This window comes from Nocardia puris, assembly GCF_036051655.1.
Classification (GTDB): domain Bacteria; phylum Actinomycetota; class Actinomycetes; order Mycobacteriales; family Mycobacteriaceae; genus Nocardia; species Nocardia puris.
Map to the genome: position 1 here is coordinate 5,161,341 of NZ_CP107943.1, position 20,839 is coordinate 5,182,179.

Annotated in this window: 17 protein-coding genes; 14 read left to right on the forward strand and 3 right to left on the reverse strand. The window is 71.9% G+C overall.

The annotated features are described in order from the left end of the window. Positions 1 to 46 precede the first annotated feature (46 nt). The 3 genes from OHB21_RS23925 to OHB21_RS23935 are packed head-to-tail and all read right to left on the reverse strand — an operon-like array spanning position 47 to position 3,086. A complete protein-coding gene (locus OHB21_RS23925) occupies positions 47 to 910 on the reverse strand; it encodes a carotenoid biosynthesis protein (RefSeq protein WP_195126007.1) in 864 nt (287 codons plus the stop codon). Next, positions 907 to 2,472, reverse strand: coding sequence for a phytoene desaturase family protein (locus OHB21_RS23930; RefSeq protein WP_195126006.1), 1,566 nt, complete (start codon positions 2,470 to 2,472; stop codon positions 907 to 909). Before OHB21_RS23930 ends, OHB21_RS23925 begins: the two co-directional genes overlap by 4 nt. Next, positions 2,469 to 3,086, reverse strand: a complete 618-nt coding sequence (locus tag OHB21_RS23935) for a GNAT family N-acetyltransferase (RefSeq protein WP_067511076.1) — start codon at positions 3,084 to 3,086, stop codon at positions 2,469 to 2,471. The genes OHB21_RS23930 and OHB21_RS23935 overlap by 4 nt, the downstream gene beginning before the upstream one ends. A 138-nt stretch (positions 3,087 to 3,224) precedes the next feature. Between OHB21_RS23935 and OHB21_RS23940 the strand changes: the two genes are divergently transcribed. The 14 genes from OHB21_RS23940 to OHB21_RS24005 all read left to right on the forward strand — a co-directional run bounded on the left by OHB21_RS23940 (position 3,225) and on the right by OHB21_RS24005 (position 20,602). Further along, entirely contained in the window at positions 3,225 to 3,662 is a 438-nt protein-coding gene (locus OHB21_RS23940; protein ID WP_067511075.1) for an SAV_6107 family HEPN domain-containing protein, read from the forward strand. 227 nt (positions 3,663 to 3,889) lie between these two features. After that, entirely contained in the window at positions 3,890 to 4,321 is a 432-nt protein-coding gene (locus OHB21_RS23945; RefSeq protein WP_067511074.1) for a DUF3040 domain-containing protein, read from the forward strand. A 568-nt stretch (positions 4,322 to 4,889) separates the two neighbouring features. Then, positions 4,890 to 5,321, forward strand: a complete 432-nt coding sequence (gene mraZ / locus OHB21_RS23950) for a division/cell wall cluster transcriptional repressor MraZ (protein ID WP_067511073.1) — start codon at positions 4,890 to 4,892, stop codon at positions 5,319 to 5,321. A 242-nt stretch (positions 5,322 to 5,563) separates the two neighbouring features. Beyond that, positions 5,564 to 6,550 (forward strand): 16S rRNA (cytosine(1402)-N(4))-methyltransferase RsmH, encoded by a 987-nt coding sequence (gene rsmH / locus OHB21_RS23955; RefSeq protein ID WP_067511072.1) that lies wholly within the window; start codon positions 5,564 to 5,566, stop codon positions 6,548 to 6,550. After that, positions 6,547 to 7,434 carry a hypothetical protein gene (locus tag OHB21_RS23960; RefSeq protein WP_195126533.1) on the forward strand — a complete coding sequence of 296 codons (888 nt, stop codon included), beginning with the start codon at positions 6,547 to 6,549 and terminating at the stop codon, positions 7,432 to 7,434. The genes rsmH and OHB21_RS23960 overlap by 4 nt, the downstream gene beginning before the upstream one ends. After that, a complete protein-coding gene (locus tag OHB21_RS23965) occupies positions 7,431 to 9,323 on the forward strand; it encodes a peptidoglycan D,D-transpeptidase FtsI family protein (protein WP_113975164.1) in 1,893 nt (630 codons plus the stop codon). Before OHB21_RS23960 ends, OHB21_RS23965 begins: the two co-directional genes overlap by 4 nt. Before the next feature lie 217 nt (positions 9,324 to 9,540). Next, positions 9,541 to 11,154, forward strand: a complete 1,614-nt coding sequence (locus OHB21_RS23970) for a UDP-N-acetylmuramoyl-L-alanyl-D-glutamate--2,6-diaminopimelate ligase (RefSeq protein ID WP_113975163.1) — start codon at positions 9,541 to 9,543, stop codon at positions 11,152 to 11,154. Further along, positions 11,151 to 12,713: a UDP-N-acetylmuramoyl-tripeptide--D-alanyl-D-alanine ligase gene (locus tag OHB21_RS23975; protein WP_067510818.1), complete on the forward strand. Its 1,563-nt coding sequence runs from the start codon at positions 11,151 to 11,153 to the stop codon at positions 12,711 to 12,713. The genes OHB21_RS23970 and OHB21_RS23975 overlap by 4 nt, the downstream gene beginning before the upstream one ends. A gap of 76 nt (positions 12,714 to 12,789) precedes the next feature. Next, complete coding sequence (gene mraY / locus OHB21_RS23980; protein ID WP_067510817.1) at positions 12,790 to 13,863, forward strand: phospho-N-acetylmuramoyl-pentapeptide-transferase; 1,074 nt, start codon at positions 12,790 to 12,792, stop codon at positions 13,861 to 13,863. A gap of 50 nt (positions 13,864 to 13,913) precedes the next feature. After that, positions 13,914 to 15,377 carry a UDP-N-acetylmuramoyl-L-alanine--D-glutamate ligase gene (gene murD, locus OHB21_RS23985; protein ID WP_067510816.1) on the forward strand — a complete coding sequence of 488 codons (1,464 nt, stop codon included), beginning with the start codon at positions 13,914 to 13,916 and terminating at the stop codon, positions 15,375 to 15,377. Beyond that, a complete protein-coding gene (gene ftsW, locus OHB21_RS23990; protein WP_067510815.1) occupies positions 15,374 to 16,864 on the forward strand; it encodes a putative lipid II flippase FtsW in 1,491 nt (496 codons plus the stop codon). The genes murD and ftsW overlap by 4 nt, the downstream gene beginning before the upstream one ends. Positions 16,865 to 17,192: 328 nt before the next feature. Then, positions 17,193 to 18,323 (forward strand): undecaprenyldiphospho-muramoylpentapeptide beta-N-acetylglucosaminyltransferase, encoded by a 1,131-nt coding sequence (murG, locus tag OHB21_RS23995; protein WP_195126263.1) that lies wholly within the window; start codon positions 17,193 to 17,195, stop codon positions 18,321 to 18,323. Positions 18,324 to 18,396: 73 nt separating this feature from the next. Continuing rightward, positions 18,397 to 19,836 carry a UDP-N-acetylmuramate--L-alanine ligase gene (gene murC, locus OHB21_RS24000; protein WP_228791762.1) on the forward strand — a complete coding sequence of 480 codons (1,440 nt, stop codon included), beginning with the start codon at positions 18,397 to 18,399 and terminating at the stop codon, positions 19,834 to 19,836. 34 nt (positions 19,837 to 19,870) lie between these two features. Beyond that, a complete protein-coding gene (locus tag OHB21_RS24005) occupies positions 19,871 to 20,602 on the forward strand; it encodes a cell division protein FtsQ/DivIB (protein ID WP_084537822.1) in 732 nt (243 codons plus the stop codon). Positions 20,603 to 20,839 lie beyond the last annotated feature (237 nt).

A 20,839-nucleotide genomic window follows, 5' to 3' on the forward strand; every position in this document is an offset into this window, starting at 1 on the left:
CTCTGGGCCGCGTTGCTGCGGACGCCGAGATACGTCCGCCTCAGCCTTACCGGGCGGGGCGTGTGACCGGACTCTGTCCCTGATCGGGCGGTGCGGCCCGTAGGCGGATCATTCGCGACAGGAGGGGGACGCCGAGCAGGCCCATGCCGAGGAAGCCGTAGGCGGCGGAGGCGGGGAGGTCGAGGAAGAGAGCGTGGGCGAGGGTGGAGCCGAGCCAGGTCCACAGGAAGACCAGGACGGGGACCGCGGTGGCGCTGGACTCGCGCGGGCGGGTGGGGGCGGGGGCGGCGTGTTCCCAGACGGCGAGCAGTGCGACCATGAGCAGCGCGACCACCAGCCAGCCGAGGTAGTTCGTCAGCGGGATCTGGGCCAGGCCGGGCAGGCCGGAATCGGTGTCGCACCAGCTCCACTGGCCGTCGGCGACCATCTGCGGGTCCAGGAACAGATCCCAGCCGACCGTGCCCACGGCGGCCAGCGGCACACGAGTCGCGGTCCGGCGGGTCAGCAGCCCCGCCACGACCCACACCGGATACACCCCGCCCGTCCAGGCGAGCGAAACCACCAGCGGCACACCGGCGAGCTCCGGCCCGATCCGCCCCTCCGCGTAGGAGTAACAGCCGAACGGCATATCCGTCGCGGTGCCGAGCAGCTCGGCGAGCAGCCCCGTCCCCGACACGATGACGAGAAAGCCCGCCGCGTAACGGAATCCGCGTGTCGCGATGGCGTGGGCCAGCGCGGTCCCCGCGAACAGCAGCACCACCTGCACCGTCACCCGGTCGCGGGCGGCGCCCTCGGTGAGCGGGTAGGCGATCTGGGTGAGCACCAGCAGCGCGGCGAACACCACCGGCACGGGATGGCCGAGATCGCGCCGGGCCGCCGCCACCCGGTCACGCAGCGAGACGTTCGTCATAGCCTGCCCAGCAAAGGGATCCGCCGTCGCCGTTCGTCGCGCAGCACCAGCCGCGCCGCCGTACGGCCACTCGCGCCGGACACGCCGCCACCCGGATGCGTGGACGCCCCGGTCAGATACAGGCCGGGCGCGCCGGGCACCCGCTGACCCGACAGTTCGGGCAGCGGCCGCCACAGCATCATCTGATCCAGCGACATCTCCACGTGCATCACATTGCCGCCCAGCAACCCCATCTCGCGCTCCAGATCCACCGGCGTCTGCACGTACCGCTGCCGCACCGAACCCGCGAAACCCGGTGCGTGCCGGTCCACTTCGGCGATGATCCGATCGGCCTCGCGCGCTCCTCGGCCGGCCCAATCGCCGCGGTTCAACCGATACGGATGCCACTGCGCCCACAGCGAGAGCTGGTGCTCGCCGGGCGGTGCGATACTCGGGTCGAGCGCGCTGAAACTCATCGCCAGCACCACCGGGCGCGGCGGCAGATCACCGGCCAGCGCCGCCCCGTGCGCGCGCCGCAGCGCCGCCCGGTCGGTGACCAGCAGTTGCAGACCGCGCGCTGAATCTTCCTGTGCCGCACCGGGATAGACGGGCAGCACGTCGGTCGCGACCCGCACCACCATCCCGATGCCGGGCCCGACCCGAATCCGCCGCCGCCACCCCGCCACGACCTCGGCGTCGAAACCGCCCGCCCGCAACAGATCCAGCGTGGTCAGCACGTGCGTGCCCGCGATCACGGTGCGCGCCCGCACCTCCCGGCCCGACGCGGTGCGCACCCGCCAGCCCTCGCCCGCGCGGGCGATCACGGTGACCGCGTCGCCCGCCGTGACCGTGCCGCCGTCCGCGCGCAACCGCGCGACCAGGGCGGAGGTGAGCGCGCCGCTGCCGCCGACGGCCCGGCCCGGCGGCACCACGTGCATCAGCGCCGCGAACCCGACCATCGGCGCGGTGCCCGGCTCCGACATGGGCGGACCGGACTGCGCGCCGAACCAGGCCAGCGCCGCCTTCAATCGCTCGTCGCGAAACCAGGTGTCCAGCAACGCGTCCCCGGATTGCAGGAACTCCCGCGACAGAGCGCTGCCCCCGTCGCGCGCGTCGAGTCCCCAAAAGGACCGCAGCAGGTGGCCGGGTCCCGGTGCGCCGCCGAACGCGCGCATCACCCGCGCGCTGCGCGGCCCCCACTCCCGGGCGAAGCGCCGGTACGCGTCGGCATCGGCGGCGCCACAGGCCTTTTCGATGGAGTCGCAGGTCGCGTCGAGATCGCGCCGGAACACGATCGGCGCGGCCCCGTCCGCCCCCGCGGGCGCGAAACCCCAAGGGTCGCAATCGATGTACCGCAGCCCGAACCGCCCCAGCTCGAGCTCCTCGAGGATCCCGGTGTGGCGGATCATGATGTGCGCCGAGGACCCGCGATCCACCAGGTGCCCGGGGAACCGCTCCACCGTCGACACCGCCCCGCCCAGCACCTCGTCGCGTTCGAGCACGTCGACCCGGTGCCCGGCGCGGGCCAGATAACAGGCCGCGACCAGGGCGTTGTGGCCCGAGCCGACCACCACCACACTCACAGCGGCAGCCGCCTGCCCAGGATCGCGAACGGCCGGTTGTCGCCCGCGAACACGAAATCGCGGATCACGTCGCCGAACCCCTCGCGGCGGTACAGCCGCCAGGCCCGGTTCTCCTCACCCGTCACCTCGGGCGTGGACAGCAGCACCGCCCGCTCCGGCCGGTCGCCCAGCAGCCGCCGCAGCAGCGTCGCGCCGATGCCGCGGCCCTGCGCGGCGGGGTGCACGTGCAGCTCGGTGAGTTCGAAATAGTCCGAAAGCAGTTCCCGCGCAGAGTGTTCTGGCCACCCCGAGCGCCGCATCCCGCTGTGCACCTGCTGATGCCACCACTGGTGCGGCGCGCCGTGGTAGCCGTAGGCGATGGCGACGATCGGCGCGACGCGCGGATCGGCGTGGCCGTGGTCGTCGGGGAGCAGCGCGGCCACGGCCCGCCAGCCGGGCCGGGCGGTGTGCTCGGTCCACATGGGCGCGCGGTGGTTCTCGGTGCCGCGCGGATACTCCATCGCGGCCACGTAGACCGTCAGCGCGTCGTGGAGCCGGTAGCGCATATCGGTGACGGACAGGTCGACCACGACGGGCGCGGGTGCGGGGGTGTGGTGTGGCTTGACGGCTGTCATGGCTCTCGTCGGACCGCGCGGACGCGGAAAGTTGTCGGTGGGCGTCTCTATATTCAAGCTCAATTCAAACGTTCGAATACCTGTTCGGTCCGCGCGGTGCACGAAGGGCCGGGGTGTGCGAGTGCGGAGGGATGACGTATGGGGAACCTCGATTCGCCGGGCCGGCCCGGCAAGGCGGGACAACTACTGAAGAAGGCCGACGGACTGCTCCTGCAGGCCGGAATGGAGGCCGACCCGCGCGAGCGGTTCCGCACCGCGTACCTGGCGGCGCTGCGCGGGGCGGGCGCGGTGCTCGCGTTCACGGGCGCCGACGCCGCGCCGCGAGCCCGCTCGCGCAACGCGTGGGTGCTGTTGCAGCGCGCCGCGCCCGAGTTCGTGATGTGGGCCGACTACTTCAGCGCCCGCTCCGAACTGCGCGCCGCGCTGGAGGCGGGGCTCGATCGCGACGTGAGCGAGCGGTCGGCCGACGAGTTCTGCTCCCGGGTCGGCGCATTCCTCCACGACGTGGAGGATCTGCTGAAATCCGCCGCCCGGCTGCGTCCCGCGCCCGGGTGGACCGGAGGCATCTCCGCGTGAGCGCGCGGCGCGGCCCCGTCACCTCGCGCGGCGGGTCCGAAGGCGTGTGGCACAGGTCACGGACGACACGGCCGCACGGCTTCCGAAATGCGAGTTTGTCTCGGTGTGCACATTCAGTGGTCCCGCCCTGATCGAACTCGTATCATTGGTGGCAGACAGCCGCCAAGGTCGGCTATCTGTCGCCTACCCGGAGGCGACCGCCACGTCCTAGTGCCGGGGGAGGTACCGTGCCACTCTCCGAGCACGAGCAGCGCATGCTCGAACAGATCGAGAGCGCGCTCTATGCTGAGGATCCGAAGTTCGCGTCGTCCGTCCGCGGCGGACGCCTCCGTACGACCTCGAGTCGACGCAGACTCCAGGCCGCCGCCCTGTTCGTCCTCGGCCTGTTTCTGCTGGTCGCCGGCATCGCCGCTCCGGTGAAGCCCGGCGGCTTCCCGATCATCAGTCTGGTCGGGTTCATCGTCATGTTCGGCGCCGGTGTGCTGCTGCTGATCGGCAGCGGCAAGGGCGGCGCGGACGCCGACGGCGCGCCCGCCGGTGAGCCGCCCTCGAGCGGGCCGAGCGGTGGCGGGTCGAGCGGACCTCGGCGTCAGCGCAAGTCCGGCGGTTTCTCGGAGCGCATGGAGGACAGGTTCCGGAGACGGTTCGAGCAGGAATAGCTCCGCCCCGGCACCACATCGTTCATATGTGAAGGCGGCGCCGCACCGAACGGGTGCGGCGTCGCTTTCTCCTGTGCGCACCGGGTTTTCGCGCCGGAGTGAGATTGCTCGCATCCGGCGGCCTGGCGACACGGTCGAGCGCCATGCGCTGGACCCGCACGGCCGTGACCGCGCTCGTCCCGCCGTGTCCCGCGCCCGGAGTTCGCGCCACTTCTCCCCACCGGAGTTCCCCACCCTTCCCCACGGGGTCCCTCCACTCCTCCCCACCGGGGGTTCCACCCCCTTCCGTGCCCCCGCAGGGCCTTGCCTACCAGCGGAGTTTGCTGATGGTTGTCGGGACAGCACCCGGAAGGCACGCGCGTGTCGCCGGAACACGCGAAAGTCCCCCACCTGGGTGATAGCTGTGATGACCTGCGGAATCGTTCGCGCGGGGAGCGAGATCACCTCCACTTTCGATTGAAAGTGGGGGAAAGTGGGGTAATGTGGAGCGCGCTACAGGAGAGAGGTCGATCAGGCGAGGTGAATGTGCCCCCCGTAACCGCGGGGATGCTCCCAGGGAGGTATCGAGATGTTTCTCGGTACGTACACGCCCCGTTTGGACGACAAGGGGCGACTCACGTTGCCTGCGAAGTTTCGAGACGATCTGGCGGGAGGGTTGATGGTCACGAAGAGTCAGGACCACAGCCTCGCCGTGTACCCCAAAGAGGAGTTCACCGCGCTCGCCCGGCGGGCCGCGGCCGCGTCTCGGACCAATCCGCAGGCCCGCGCGTTCGTCCGGGCACTGGCGGCGGGTACGGACGAGCAGCGTCCGGACGGCCAGGGCCGGATCACGTTGTCGGCGGACCACCGGCGCTACGCGAACCTGGACCGGGATTGCGTGGTGATCGGCTCGGTCGACTTCCTCGAGATATGGGACAAGCAGGCGTGGGAGTCCTACCTCGCCGAGCACGAGGAGGATTACGCACAAGCGAGAGACGAGTCGCTGGGCGGGATCTTCTAGCCAGCGCGGAGGAGTGCCGCGTGGCCTCTGCCCGGACGCGGACCCTGACGTACTTCCCCGACGCCAGGTACCGCTGTCCGGTCAGAGACCACGGGGCATTCCCCCGCCGAGCAGCATTCTTTCCACGAGCACTGTTTTCCATCAGCACTGTGCGGCAACGCGATCCGAGCGCGACCGGTCTCCGGCCCGTGAGCCCCGCGCCCCCGGTGCGAGAAGCACGCAGCAGGAACCGGGAGGTCGAGGTGAACCGTGAGGAGCACGGCCCCCGGCATGTCCCCGTTCTCTTGCGCCGCGCCGACGAACTCCTCGGCCCCGCCCTCACCGAGCCCGGCGCGGTCTACGTGGACGCCACCCTCGGGCTCGGCGGCCACGCCGAACACTTCCTGCGCACCTACCCCGGCCTGCGGCTGGTCGGCCTCGACCGCGACACCGAGGCGCTGCGCCTGGCGGGGGAGCGGCTGGCGCCGTTCGCCGACCGGATCACGTTGGTGCACACCAGATATGACGGCATCGCCGACGCGCTGGCGGAAGCCGGGCTGCCCCGCGCCGGCGCGGTGAGCGGCATCTTGATGGATCTCGGCGTGTCGTCCATGCAACTGGACGAGGCCGAGCGCGGCTTCGCCTACTCGGTGGACGCCCCGCTGGACATGCGGATGGACCCCACCGCGGGCCTGACCGCCGCCGACGTGCTCAACACCTACAGCCACGGCGATCTCGCGCGCGTGCTGAAAACGTATGGCGAGGAACGGTTCGCGGGCAAGATCGCCTCCGAGGTGGTGCGCCGCCGCGCCAAGAAGCCGTTCACCACCAGCGCCGAACTCGTCGAGCTGCTGTACGCCACGATCCCGGCGGCCGCGCGCCGCACGGGCGGCCATCCGGCCAAGCGCACCTTCCAGGCGCTGCGGGTGGAGGTGAACGGCGAGCTCGACTCGTTGCGCGCCGCGCTGCCCGCCGCGCTGGACGCGCTGCGCCTCGGTGGCCGCATCGTCGTCATGTCCTACCAGTCGCTGGAGGACCGCGTCGTCAAACAGGAGTTCGCGCCGCGGATCGCGTCGCGCACGCCGGTGGACCTGCCGGTCGAACTGCCCGGGATGGGCCCGGAATTCCGGATGCTCACCCGCGGCGCGGAGAAGGCCACCGAGACCGAGATCGAGGAGAACCCACGCGCCGCGCCGGTGCGCATGCGGGCCGCGGAGCGGATCCAGGAGAAGGAGGCGACGACACCATGAGTATCCGTACGCGCACGGTCGAGTCGCCGGGCCGGGTCGCCCGCCGGGTCCAGGCCGCCGAACGGGTGAAATCCGGTGCGGCGCAACGGGCCTACGCCAAACGCAAGCTCCGCGCCGAACAGCGCGCCGACACGCCGCGGCTGCCCGCGCGCACCTCGGTGACCGCGGCGCGGATCCCGTTCGTCGCCGCGATGATCGCCATGCTGGCCTGCGGGCTGGCGCTCACCCTGCTGCTCACCACGCGCGCCGCCGAGGACAGCTACCAGCTCAGCGACGCCAGGCAGCTCAACCGGCAGCTCGCCGACGAGCGTGCCGCGTTGCAGCAGGAGGTCGCGGCCGCCGACTCGGCGCCCGAACTGGCCGCGCGCGCCCGCGAACTCGGCATGATCCCCGCCAAGGACCCGGCGCGCCTGGTGCTCGGACCCGACGGCACCGTGACGGTGATCGGTGACGAAACGCCCGCGCAGGGCGCGCCGGTGCCGCCGCTCAATCAGACGCCGCGCTCGGGCCCGGCGACGCAGCCGGGACACGTGCTGGCCGAGGGCGAGCGCGTGATCCCCGTGTCCACCGTGCGCACTCCGGAGGGTGAGCATCCCGCACCCGCGCCGAACCCGGCGAGCCCGGTACCGGCGCCCAACGCGGCGAGTCCCGTTCCGGAGCCGAATCCCGCGAGCCCGGTGCCCGCGCCGGATCCGGCGAACCCGGCACCGGCCCCGGACCCGGCGAACCCGAACCCCGCCCCCGCGGCCGAAGTGCCCCAGCCGGCCCCCGCCCCGCAGCCCGTGGCCGCCCCGCCCGCCGACGGGCCGGCCGCGGTGCCGCCGCCGGTGGACGCCCCGCCGGAGCAGCAGGCTCCGCCCGCCCCCGAGGGGGCCGTCCGATGACCCGCACCAGGCCCGCGCCGCGCCAGCGGCGCGGGCCGGTGCCATCCGGCGGCGCGAGACCGCGCACCGGCGCGCCCTCGGATCGTCCGCTGCGGCTGCGCCTCGGCGTCGGCCGCCTCGTCATGCTGGTGGCGCTGGCCGTCGTCGCGCTCCAATTGCTGTGGATCCAGAGCATTTCCGCGCCGGGGCTGTCCGCACAGGCCGCCAGCCAGCGCACCGTTCGGCTCACCGACGAGGCCACCCGCGGCCCGATCACCGACCGCCACGGCAAATCGCTCGCGTTCACCGTGTCGGCGAAGGCGCTGCACATCCAGCCCGTGCGGGTGCGGGAGATGCTGGCCGAGGAGCGCGCGAAGAACGAGAAGGCGCCCGATCCCGAACAGCGGTTGCGCGATATCGCGAAGACCATCCACGACAAGCTCGGCGCGAAGGCCCCCTCGGAGAAGGACCTGCTGGGCTTGCTGCGCAGCGACGAGCAGTTCGTCTACCTGGTGCGCAACGTGGACCCGCGCATCGCCTCCGAGATCACCCTGGAATTCCCCGAGGTCGGCGCCGAACGCCAGGACCTGCGCGAATACCCGGGCGGTTCGCTGGCCGCCAATATCATCGGCGCCACCGGCTGGGACGGCCACGGCCTGATCGGCCTGGAATCCTCGCTGGACTCGGTGCTCGCGGGCACCGACGGCTCGCACACCTACGACCGCGGCTCCGACGGCGCGGTCATCCCGGGCAGCTGGCGCGACAAGCAGCCCGCGGTCAACGGCAACGGCGTCGAACTCACCCTCGACTCCGACCTGCAGTACTACGTGCAGCAGCAGGTGCAGCAGGCCAGGGAGATGTCGGGCGCCGCGGGCGCCTCGGCGGTGGTGCTGGACGCCAAGACCGGTGAGGTGCTGGCCATGGCCAACGACAGCACCTTCAACCCGAAACTCGGCCCGCAGAACTGGGGTTCGGCCAAGACGAACAACCCGTCGGTGAGCGACCCGTTCGAACCGGGTTCGGTGAACAAGCTGATCACCGCGGCCGCGGCCATCGAATACGGGCTCACCACCCCCGACGAGGTGCACCAGGTGCCCGGCTCGATCAGCATGTCCGGCGTCACCGTCGGCGACGCGTGGGGCCACGGCGTGGAGCCCTACACCACCACCGGAATATTCGCGAAGTCGTCCAATGTCGGCACCCTGATGCTGGCGCAGCGCGTGGGCGAGGAGCGCTTCGCCGATATGGTGCAGCGCTTCGGGCTCGGCCAGCGCACCGGCGTCGGCCTGCCCGGCGAGACGGCGGGCCAGGTGCCCGCCCTGGACCAGTGGTCGGGCGGCACCTTCGCCAACTTGCCCATCGGACAGGGCCTTTCGATGTCCACGCTGCAGATGACCGCGATGTACCAGGCCATCGCCAATGACGGGCTGCGCATCCCGCCGCGCATCGTGCGCGCCAAGGTCGCACCCGACGGCAGCCGCACCGAGGAGACCCAGCCCGACGGCGTGCGGGTGGTGAGCGAGGAGACCGCGCGCACCCTGCGCACCATGTTCCAGGCCGTCACCCAGCGCGACCCGATGAACGCCAACCAGAACGGTACCGGCTGGCCCGCCGCCATCGACGGCTACCAGGTCGCGGGCAAGACCGGCACCGCCCAGAAGATCGATCCCCGCTGCAAGTGCTACTCCACCTCCAGCTTCTGGATCACCTTCTCCGGCATGGTGCCCGCCGACAACCCGCGCTACGTGATCGGCATGATGCTCGACAATCCGGTCCGCAGCGCCGACGGCAGCGGCGGCCAGTCCGCCGCCCCGCTGTTCCACAGCATCGCCTCGTGGGCCATCCAGCGCGACCGCATCCCGCCCACCGTCACCGAACCGCAGAAGTTCGTGCTCCAGGCCGGTGCGTGAGCCGTTGTCGTCCCCGCTGTCCGCCCGGTTCGCCCGCCGCCGCCCGGCCCGCCGCCACCGCGCCCCCAACCGGGCGCCGCGACCGGGAGCGGGCGGTGTGGGCGGTTACACCGAGGCACGTTGACCGCCCGTGCGCGCGCGTCGGTAACCTGACTCGTCACCACCGATCGTGCCCGCGCACAATGCTCGACAGAACCGAGAACGAGAGAGGAGCGAGGTGCCCACGCAGTCCAGCCAGCCCGTGTTGCGGCCGGTCGACCCGCTGTCGACACCGCTGACCACCGTGCTGGCGCTGACCGGCGCCCGCCCGTCGTCGCCGATCCCCGGCGACCTCGCGGTGACCGGCATCGAACAGCGTTCCGACGCCGTCCTGCCCGGCGACCTGTTCGCCGCCCTGCCCGGCGCGCGCGCCCACGGCGCGCGGTTCGCCCGCACGGCGGTGGAACGCGGCGCCGTCGCCGTGCTCACCGACGCCGAGGGCGCCGCCCTGGCGGGCGAGCTCGGCGTGCCCGTGCTGGTGCGCGAGCAGCCGCGCGCGGTGCTCGGGGAGCTGTCCGCCGAGCTGTACGGCCAGCCGTCGCGCACGCTCACCATCGTCGGCATCACCGGCACCTCCGGCAAGACCACCACCTCGTACCTGGTGGAGGCAGGCCTGGCCGCCGCGGGCCTGCGCACGGCGCTGATCGGCACCATCGAGACCAGGATCGGCGGGCGGCGCGTGCCCAGCGCGCTCACCACGCCCGAGGCCCCGCAGCTGCACGCCATGTTCGCGCTGATGGTGGAGCAGGGCGTGGACGCCGTGGTGATGGAGGTGTCCAGCCACGCGCTCGCGCTGGGCCGCGTCGACGGCGTGCGCTTCGCGGTGGGCGCGTTCACCAACCTCTCCCAGGACCACCTGGACTTCCACCGCGATTTCGAGGACTACTTCGGCGCCAAGCGCAGGCTCTTCGAACCCACCTCGCCGATCGCCGCGCGGACCGCCGTGATCGTCGTCGACGACGAGTGGGGCCGCCGCCTGGCCGCCGCGCTGCCCGCGCCCACCACCGTGAGCACCACCGGCGCGGGGGACTGGCACGTCGCGGGCGCGGTGGACGCGCACGGCGGCGAACAGTCCTTCACCGCGGCCGGGCCGGGCGCGAATGTCGAAGTGCGCCTGCGCCTTCCGGGCCGCTACAACGTGGCCAACGGGTTGCTCGCCGTCGCAGTGTGCGCCGCCGCCGGGGTCGATCCGGCCGTGGCCGCGCCCGCGCTGGCCGCCGTGGACGTGCCGGGCCGCATGCAGCGCGTCGAGGCCGGGCAGGACTTCCTGGCCGTGGTCGACTACGCGCACAAGCCCGCCGCCCTCGAATCGGTGATCGCGACCCTGCGCCTGCACCTGGCCGCCGACAACCCCGACGCCCCCGGCCGCCTTGCCGTGGTGGTGGGCGCGGGCGGCGACCGCGACGCGGGCAAGCGCGCGCTCATGGGCGCGGCGGGGGCGCGCGGCGCGGACCTGCTCGTCATCACCGACGACAACCCCCGCACCGAGGATCCGGCCGCCATCCGCGCCGCCCTGCACAACGGCGCGCTCGAGGTGCCCGTCGGCGAACGCGGTGAGGTGCGCGAGATCGGCGACCGCGCCGCCGCCATCGAGGCGGCGGTGGCCTGGGCCCGGCCCGGCGACGTGGTGCTCGTCGCGGGCAAGGGCCACGAGACCGGTCAGGAGATCGACGGTGTGAAGCTGCCTTTCGACGATCGCGAGGTGCTGGCGAGCGCGCTGGCGCGGCGGTCGGGACAGCGATGGGAGCGGAGTCCGCACGGGTCGGACGCGGAGGACTTGACGGTTTCATGATCGAGATGACACTGCGGGAGATCGCGGACGTCGTCGGCGGCACGCTGCACGACGTTCCCGACCCGGAGGTGCGGGTGACCGGTTCGGTCGAATTCGATTCGCGCCGAATCGGTTCCGGTGATCTCTTCCTGGCCCTGCCCGGCGGGCGGGCCGACGGGCACGACTACGCGCCCGCGGCCGTGGCGGCCGGTGCGGTCGCGGTGCTGGCCGCGCGTCCGGTCGGCGTGCCGGCCATCGTGGTCACGCCGAATCCCGGCGCGGTGCCCGCGAATTCGATGGCGGTGAGCCATGATTCGGACGGCTCCGGGGCTGCGGTGCTCACCGCGCTCGCGGCACTGGCCCGCGCCAGCGTCGAAAAGCTCACCGCGGCGGGCAGTCTCACCGTCGTGGGCGTCACCGGCTCGTCGGGCAAGACCTCCACCAAGGATCTGCTGGCGGCCGTGCTCGCACCGCTGGGGCCCGTGGTGGCGCCGCCCGGCTCGTTCAATAACGAACTGGGCCACCCGTGGACCGCGCTGCGCGCCGACGAGAACACCCGCTTCTTGGTGCTCGAGCTCTCCGCGCGCGGACCGGGCCATATTGCCGCGCTCGCGCGCGTCGCGCCGCCCAGCATCGGCGTGGTGCTCAATGTCGGCACCGCGCATCTCGGCGAGTTCGGCAGCCGCGAGGCCATCGCCCAGACCAAGGGCGAACTCGTGGAGGCGTTGCCCGCCACGGGTGTGGCCGTGCTCAACGCCGACGACGGGCAGGTGGCCGCGATGGCGAGCCGCACGTCCGCGCGGGTGGTGACCGTCGGCCGGTCCGGCGACGCCGACCTGCGCGCCACCGATGTGCGCCTGGACGACGGCGCCCGCGCCCGGTTCACCCTGCACGCCCCGTCGGGCTCGGTCGAGATCGCGCTCGCCGTGCACGGCGAGCACCAGGTGGGCAACGCGCTCTCGGCCGCCGCCGTCGCGCTGGCCTGCGGCGCCGACCTGGATACGGTCGCCACCGCGCTGGCGGGCGCGCGCGCCGCCTCGGAACGCCGCATGGACGTGCGCGACACCGACGACGGCGTCACCGTCGTCAACGACTCCTACAACGCCAACCCCGACTCCGTGCGCGCCGCGCTCAAGGCCCTGGTCACCATGGCCAAGGCGGGCGCCGCGCCGCGCCGCAGCTGGGCCGTGCTCGGCGAGATGGCCGAACTGGGTGAGGAGTCGGTGCTCGAGCACGACGGCATCGGCAGGCTGGCCGTGCGCCTGGATGTGGACCGCCTGGTGGTGGTCGGCACCGGAAGGCCCTCCCGGGCGATGCACCAGGGAGCGGTGATGGAAGGCTCATGGGGCGAGGAATCGGTCCTCGTGCCCGATATCGGCGCGGCCATCGCGCTGCTCGACGACGAGGTCGAAGCGGGCGATGTGGTGCTGGTCAAGGCATCGAAGTCGGTGGGCCTGTGGGCCGTCGCCGACCACTTGACCGGCGCCGATCGCGCGCGGGGACGCAGGGGAAGCAGCACGGAGGCAGTGCAGGTGAGGGAACGCGAGACGGGGCCGAGCGATAGCGGGGCCCAGTCGTGAGGGAGCGCAGCGAGCGAACCATGGACACAGCGGCGCTTTGGCGCACGGCGGAGCCGAGCGTTAGCGAGGCGCGGCTGTGAGACAAATTCTTTTCGCGGCGGCGATCGCGTTGGCGGTGTCGATCCTGCTGACGCCGCTGCTGATCAAGTTCTTCGCCAAACAGGGCTTCGGACAGGAGATCCGGGTCGACGGCCCGGCCAGCCACCAGGCCAAGCGCGGCACCCCGACCATGGGTGGCGTCGCCATCCTCATCGGCATGTGGGCCGGCTACCTCGGCTCGCACCTGATCGGCATCGGCTACGACGCGGACGGCCCGTCGGCCTCGGGTCTGCTGGTGCTCGGCCTGGCCACCGCGCTCGGCGGCGTCGGCTTCATCGATGACTTCATCAAGATCCGCAAGGGCCGCAACCTCGGTCTCACCGCGGCGGGCAAGTACATCGGCCAGCTCAGCGCCGCCGTGGTATTCGGTGTGCTGGCGTTGCAGTTCCGCAGCGACTCCGGCCTGACGCCCGCCAGCGAATACCTGTCGATCGTCCGCGACATCACCACGATCTCGTTCGGCGTCTTCTTCCTGGTGTGGGTGAGCTTCCTGGTGGTGGCCTGGTCCAACGCGGTGAACCTCACCGACGGACTGGACGGCCTGGCGGCCGGCTCGATGAGCCTGGCGCTGGGCGGCTACGTGATCATCACGTTCTGGCAGTACTACCACGCGTGCGAGACCAAGCCCGAGGTCGGCTGCTACAACGTGCGCGACCCGCTGGACCTGGCGCTGGTCTGCGCCGCCGGCGCGGCCGCCTGTATCGGCTTCCTGTGGTGGAACGCGGCCCCGGCCAAGATCTTCATGGGCGACACCGGCTCGCTGGCCCTGGGCGGCCTGCTGGCCGGCATCTCCATCACCACCCGCACCGAGCTGCTGATGGCCGTGATCGGCGCGCTGTTCGTGGCCGAGGCGCTGTCGGTGATCCTGCAGGTGGCGGTGTTCCGCACCACGCGTAACCGTTTGTTCAAGATGGCGCCGTTCCACCATCACTTCGAGCTCAGCAAATGGGCGGAGACGACGGTGATCATCCGGTTCTGGCTGCTGGCCGCGATGGCCACGGCGATCGGGCTCGGCGTGTTCTACAGCGAATACCTCTCCGCGGTCGGGTGATTCCAGCGATGGTCGAACATTCTCCACGGGCTCTGCGCTCTCCCGGCCCCATGCTCGAATTCCTGCGCGGGCGCGACGTGCTCGTCGCGGGCTGGGGCGTCTCCGGGCGTTCCCTCATCGAACCGCTGCGCGATATCGGCGCGCACCCGGTGGTCACCGACGCCGGTGCCAAAGCGCTGGCCGAGGCCGCGGAACTGGGCCTCGAGGTCACCACCGACGTGGAACTCGAATCGGCCGCGGCGGATTCGCCCAGCGGCGGGCTCGGCCGGTTCGCGCTCGTCATCACCAGCCCCGGCTGGCGTCCCGATTCACCGGTGCTGGTTGCCGCGGTGACCGAGGGCATCCCCGTGTGGGGCGACGTCGAATTCGCCTGGTGGGTCGATCAGGCCAGGATCTACGGACCGGTCCGCAAGTGGCTGGTGGTGACCGGCACCAACGGCAAGACCACCACCACCCAGATGACGCACTCGATCCTGCGCGCCGCGGGCATCCCCAGCGTCGCGTGCGGCAATATCGGCCTGCCCATCCTGGACGCGCTGCGCCGCAGCCCCGGCCCGCAGGTGCTGGCTGTGGAACTCTCGTCGTTCCAATTGCATTGGGCCCCTTCGGTGCGACCGGAGGCGGGCGTGGTGCTCAACGTCGCCGAGGACCACCTCGACTGGCACGGCGGCCTGGACGCCTACGCCGCCGCGAAGGCGCGCGCGCTGTTCGGACGGGTCGGCGTGGTGGGGCTGGACGATCCCGTGGCGGCCTCGCTGGCGCGTAAGTCCAAGGCCCGCCGCACGGTCGGGTTCCGCATCGGCGTGCCCGCCGACGGTGAGCTCGGCGTGGTCGACGGCAAACTGCTCGACCGCGCTTTCACCAAGGCCGCGATCCTGGCCGAGGTGGGCGACATCAGCCCGCAGGGCCCGGCCGGCGTCGCCGACGCGCTGGCCGCTTCGGCGTTGACCAGGGCCATCGACGTCGCGCCCCAGTTCGTGAAGGAGGGTCTGCAGGAGCACAAGGTGGGCCCGCATCGGGCGGCCTTCGTGCGCGATCTGGCCGGTGTGGAGTTCGTCGACGACTCCAAGGCCACCAACCCGCACGCGGCGCGGTCGTCGATCCTGGCGCACCCGCACGTCATCTGGCTCGCGGGTGGTCAGCTCAAGGGCGCGGGCGTGGAGGACCTCATCGAGGAGGTCGCCGACCGGCTCGTCGCCGCCGTGCTGATCGGGGCCGACGCGCCGGTGATCGCGGCCGCGTTGGCGCGACACGCGCCCGAGGTCCCCGTGGTCGAGGTGGACGCGGGGGACGATGCCGATATGGCCGACGACCCGTCGAGAACCGACAAGGCCGACGCCGTCATGGCGCAGGCCGTTCGCATCGCCGCCGGATTCGCCCGCTCGGGCGACACCGTGCTGCTGGCGCCCGCCGCGGCGTCGCTGGACATGTTCGCCGATTACACCCACCGCGGACGCAGTTTCGCCGACGCCGTGCACGCGCTGGAAGACGGGGACATCGGGCGGCAACCATGACCGAGACGACGACGCGGCGGCGGACGCGGGGCGCGCAGGCGCCCGCGGCGACCAAGTTCCTGGCGTGGCTGGCGCGTCCGCTCGCGTCGTTCCATCTGATCGTCACCATCGCGATCCTGCTGACGGTGCTGGGCCTGGTGATGGTGCTGTCCGCGTCGAGCGTCGAGGCGTATGCCGAAGGGGGCTCGGCGTATTCGCTGTTCGTGCAGCAGGCGATGTTCGCCGCGATCGGCGCGGTGCTGTTCTACATCGCGCTGCGCATCCCGATGCGCAGGCTGCGGCAGTGGTCGTTCCCGATGTTCGCACTGTCGGTGGTGGCGCTGGTGCTGGTGCTGATTCCCGGCATCGGCACCGAGGTGCAGGGTTCCCGGCGCTGGATCGACCTGGGCGCCATCTCGGTGCAGCCCTCGGAGATCGTCAAGGTGACGCTGGTGGTGTGGGGCGCGCACCTGCTGGCCTCGCGCCGTTCCGAGCAGGCCCCGCTCAAGGACATCCTGGTGCCGCTGGTGCCCGCGGGCATGCTCGTGTGCCTGCTGGTGGTGCTGGAACCGAACCTGTCGACCACCATCGCGCTGGGCATCGTGCTGGCGGCGCTGCTGTGGTTCGGCGGGCTGCCGATGCGCTTGTTCGTCGCGATCGTGGTGTCGGGCGCGGTGGCCGCCGCGGTGCTGGCGCTCTCGGCCGGGTATCGCTCCAACCGCATGCGCGCATTCTTCAATCCGGGCGAGGATCCGCAGGGCATCGGATATCAGGCCAGGCAGGCGATGTTCTCGCTGGCCGACGGCGGGATCTGGGGGCGCGGCCTGGGCCAGAGCCGCGCCAAGTGGAGCTATCTGCCCAACTCGCACAACGACTTCATCTTCGCCATCATCGGCGAGGAACTCGGCTTCCTCGGCTGCGCCCTCGTGCTCGGCCTGTTCGCGCTGTTCGTCTACACGGGGTTGCGCATCGCGGCCCGCTCGGCCGACCCGTTCCTGCGGCTGCTCACCGCCACCGCCACCACCTGGATCACCGCGCAGGCGCTGATCAACGTGGGCTACGTGGTGGGGCTGCTGCCCGTCACCGGTCTGCAGTTGCCGCTGGTGTCGGCGGGCGGGTCGTCGCTGGCGATCACGCTGTTCATGTTCGGCATCATCGCCAACGCCGCCCGGCACGAGCCCGAGGCGGTGTCGGCGTTGGAGAACGGGCAGGACGGGCGGTTCAGCCGGTTGCTGCGCCTGCCCAAGCCCGAGGCGTATTCGCCCGCGAAAGCCGAGGCGGCGCGGGCGCGTTCGGTCGCCAAGGCCGCCGCCCAGCGCGCCCGCGCCGCGAGCAAGGGCAAACCCCCCGAGCGGTCGCGCCAGGCGCTGCCGCCCCGCGGGCGCTCCGATGCACCGCCGCGACGGCGATCATCCGAGAGCCGCGGGACCAGTTCGGCCCGCGCCACCCGGGCCTGGGAGCCCACCTATCCGATGCCACACGCTGGAGAACGGGGAAGATCGAGGTGAAAGCACCGTGCTACCGCGGCGCGAGCGACGGGCCTGGAGGAGGTAGCGCAGTGTGGCCACGCAAGGCCCCGGGAGTGCCGCTGATCCAACACTGCGCGAGCGACGGGCCTGGAGGAGGTAGCGCAGTGTGGCCACGCAAGGCCCCGGGAGTGCCGCTGATCCAACACTGCGCGAGCGACGGGCCTGGAGGAGGTAGCGCAGTGTGGCCACGCAAGGCCCCGGGAGTGCCGCTGATCCAACACTGCGCGAGCGACGGCGCAGTGACGGGGCCAGGGATCGCCCCGGGAGCGCACGGCGCGAGCATGGGGCACGCAGGAGGTAGCGGACGGTGACGGTGGAACAACCTGGTGCGCGGGGATTGTCGGTGATCGTCGCGGGCGGCGGCACGGCAGGCCATATCGAACCCGCGCTGGCCGTCGCCGACGCGCTGCGCCGCCTCGACCCGTCGGTCACGGTGACGGCGCTGGGCACCGAGCGCGGCCTGGAGACGAAACTCGTTCCCGAGCGCGGCTATCCGCTGGAACTGATTCCGCCGGTGCCGCTGCCGCGCAAACCCACCGCCGATCTGCTGCGCCTGCCCGCGCGGGTGCGCGCGTCGGTGGCGCGCACGCGGGCGGTGATCGACGCGGTGCACGCCGACGTGATCATCGGGTTCGGCGGCTACGTCGCCCTGCCCGCCTACCTCGCCGCGGGCGGGGGAGTGCTGCGGCGCAGGCGCGCCGTGCCGGTGGTCGTGCACGAGGCCAATGCCAAGGCGGGCATCGCGAACAAGGTGGGCGCCCGCCGCGCCGCCCGGGTGCTCGCGGCCGTGCCGGATTCGGGATTGCCGCGCGCCGAGGTGATCGGCATCCCGGTGCGCGAGGCCATCACCTCGCTGGACCGCGCCGCGTTGCGCGCCGAGGCGCGGGCCCACTTCGGCCTGCCCGCCGAGGGACCGGTCCTGCTGGTGTTCGGCGGATCACAGGGCGCGCGCAGCCTGAACGAGGCCGTGTCGGGGGCCGCGCCGCAGCTGGCCGCCGCCGGGATCTCGGTCCTGCACGCCCACGGCCCGAAGAACACCCTGGACGTGACCGAATCCGGGGGCGCCGCAAAGTATGTCGCGGTGCCGTATCTGTCCCGGATGGATCTGGCCTACGCCGCCGCCGACGCCGTGGTGTGCCGGTCGGGCGCGATGACCGTCGCGGAGGTGTCGGCGGTCGGGCTGCCCGCCTTCTACGTCCCGCTGCCGCACGGCAACGGTGAGCAGGAGTTCAACGCGCGCCCCGTGGTGGCCGCGGGCGGTGGCAGAATTGTCCCCGATTCGGAACTCACACCGAAGTACGTGATCGACGAGGTGATACCGCTGCTCATGGACCAAGCACGCCTGACCGAGACCGGCCGCGCCGCCGCGGGCGCCGGGCATCGCGACGCCGCCGACGCGGTGGCGCGCATCGCGCTGGAGGTGGCGCGTGCCCGCTGACCGGACGAGCGCCGCGGGCGCGCCGGAGGACCAGGAGCGCTCCGGCCTGCCGCCCGCGCTGGAACGCGTGCACATGGTCGGCATCGGTGGCGCCGGAATGAGCGGCATCGCGCGCATCCTGCTGTCGCGGGGCGGCGCGGTGTCCGGGTCCGACGCCAAGGAGAGCCGCGGCGTGCTCGCGCTGCGGGCGCGCGGCGCGCAGGTGCGCATCGGCCACGACGCGAGCGCCCTGGACCTGCTGCCCGGCGGCCCGACCGCCGTCGTCACCACCTACGCCGCGATCCCGAAGACGAATCCGGAACTGATGGAGGCGAATCGGCGCGACATCCCGGTGCTGCTGCGCCCCGCCGTGCTGGCCTCGCTCATGCGCGGGCACCGCACCCTGCTGGTCTCGGGCACCCACGGCAAGACCTCCACCACCTCGATGCTCATCGTCGCGTTGCAGCACTGCGGGTTCGACCCGTCGTTCGCGGTGGGCGGGGAGCTCAACGAGGCGGGCACCAACGCCCACCACGGCACCGGTGAGATCTTCGTGGCCGAGGCCGACGAGAGCGACGGGTCGCTGCTCCAGTACGACCCGGATGTCGCGGTCGTCACCAATATCGAGTCCGATCACCTGGACTACTTCGGCTCCGACGAGGCCTACGTGCAGGTCTTCGACGATTTCGCCGACCGGCTCGCCGAGCGCGGGCTGCTGGTGGTGTGCCTGGACGATCCGGGTTCGCGCGCCCTGGCCGAGCGAGTCGGGCCGCGCCTGGCGGAGAAGGACGTGCGCGTGCTCGGTTACGGCTCCGGCGAACTCGCCGACGCGCCGGTGCCGGTCGGTGTGCGCCTGCACAGCTGGGAGCCGCGCGACGTGGGCGGCCTGGCCCAGTTCCAGCTCGACGACGAACCCGCGCCGCGCACCCTGCGCCTCTCGGTCCCCGGCAAACACATGGCCCTCAACGCGCTGGCCGCGCTGCTGGCGGCGCGGGCGGCGGGCGCCGACGTGGACGAGATCATCCAGGGCCTGGAGGGTTTCGGCGGCGTGCACCGCCGGTTCCAGTTCGTCGGCCGCGAACACGGCGTGCGCGTCTTCGACGACTACGCCCACCACCCCACCGAGGTCAGGGCGGTCCTGGGCGCGGCGGCCGAACTGGTCCGCCAGGAGGCGCGCGACGGCGCCCGCTCGCGACGCGGCCGGGTGATCGTGGTCTTCCAGCCCCACCTCTACAGCCGCACCGCCACCTTCGCCGAGGAGTTCGGCGCGGCGCTGAGCTTGGCCGACGAGGTGATGGTGCTCGACGTGTTCGGCGCCAGGGAGAAACCGCTGCCCGGCGTGAACGGCGCGCTGGTGGCGCAGTCGGTCACCGTGCCGGTGCACTACCAGCCCGATATGTCGCGGGTCGGCCGTGAGGTGGCGGGGTTGGCGCTGCCCGGCGACGTGGTGATCACCATGGGCGCGGGCGATGTCACCATGCTCGGCAGCCAGATTCTCGACGGGCTACGGGCGCGGCCCCAGTACGGGCGGTGAGGGTCGCCGTGCCGCCGGTCGCGAAGGCGCGGACATGAGCCGGGCGACGCGGTGGGCCGCCGAACTGTTCGACGCCGAACGCTGGCGCACGCCCGACGGGCCCGGACGTTTGCGCCGGGTCCGGATCTGGGCATTGCTGGGGATGTGCGTGCTCACGATCGCACTCGTCGTCGCGTGGTTCACCCCGGTGCTCTCGGTGCGCGAGGTGCAGATCACCGGGATCGCCGCGGTGCCCGAGGAACAAGTGCGCGAGCGGCTCGAGATTCCCGACGGCCGTTCCATGCTGCGCATCGATACCGACGCGATCGCCCGGCGCATCGCGGCCATTCCGAAGGTGCATTCCGTGCGCGTGCAACGGGTGTATCCGTCGACGGTCCGGGTGACCGTCGAGGAGCGGATCGCGGTGCTGTTCTTCGAGAGTCCGCAGGGCGCGCACCTGCTCGACTCGGACAGCGTGGAATTCGCGATCGAGCCCCCGCCGGTGGGGGTGCCGAAGTTGATCACCGATCATCCCGGCGGCGCCGATCCGGTGACCGTCGCGGCCGTGCAGGTGGTGAGCGCGCTGCCGCCCGCGCTGAACATCCAGGTGGGCGAGGTTGTCGCACGGTCGATTTCGGATATCTCGCTGACCCTGAAAGACGGGCGCACGGTAGTGTGGGGTGGTGCGAACGATGCCGAACGCAAGGCGGCCGTGGTGATGCCGCTGCTCACGCGGGAGGGAACGGTGTTCGACGTTTCGAGTCCGAATCTGGTCACGGTAAAGTGATCAATACCCATTGCGCCCGGGGAAATTTCGGGGGACCGCGGCCGGCGATTCGGTCGTGTCCGCCGGAAACGGGTCCGGGGGGCAACCGACCGGCTTTACGGTGGGCACGGGGTCGAACGAGAGGGATCACACAAGATTCTGTCACTCGTTTCGGCGCGCCTGCGCCCGTATCGCCGCGGCTGCGAATAGCGTTCCGCACCAGTCGGATACTTGACATTACGCTAACCCTATGGTTGA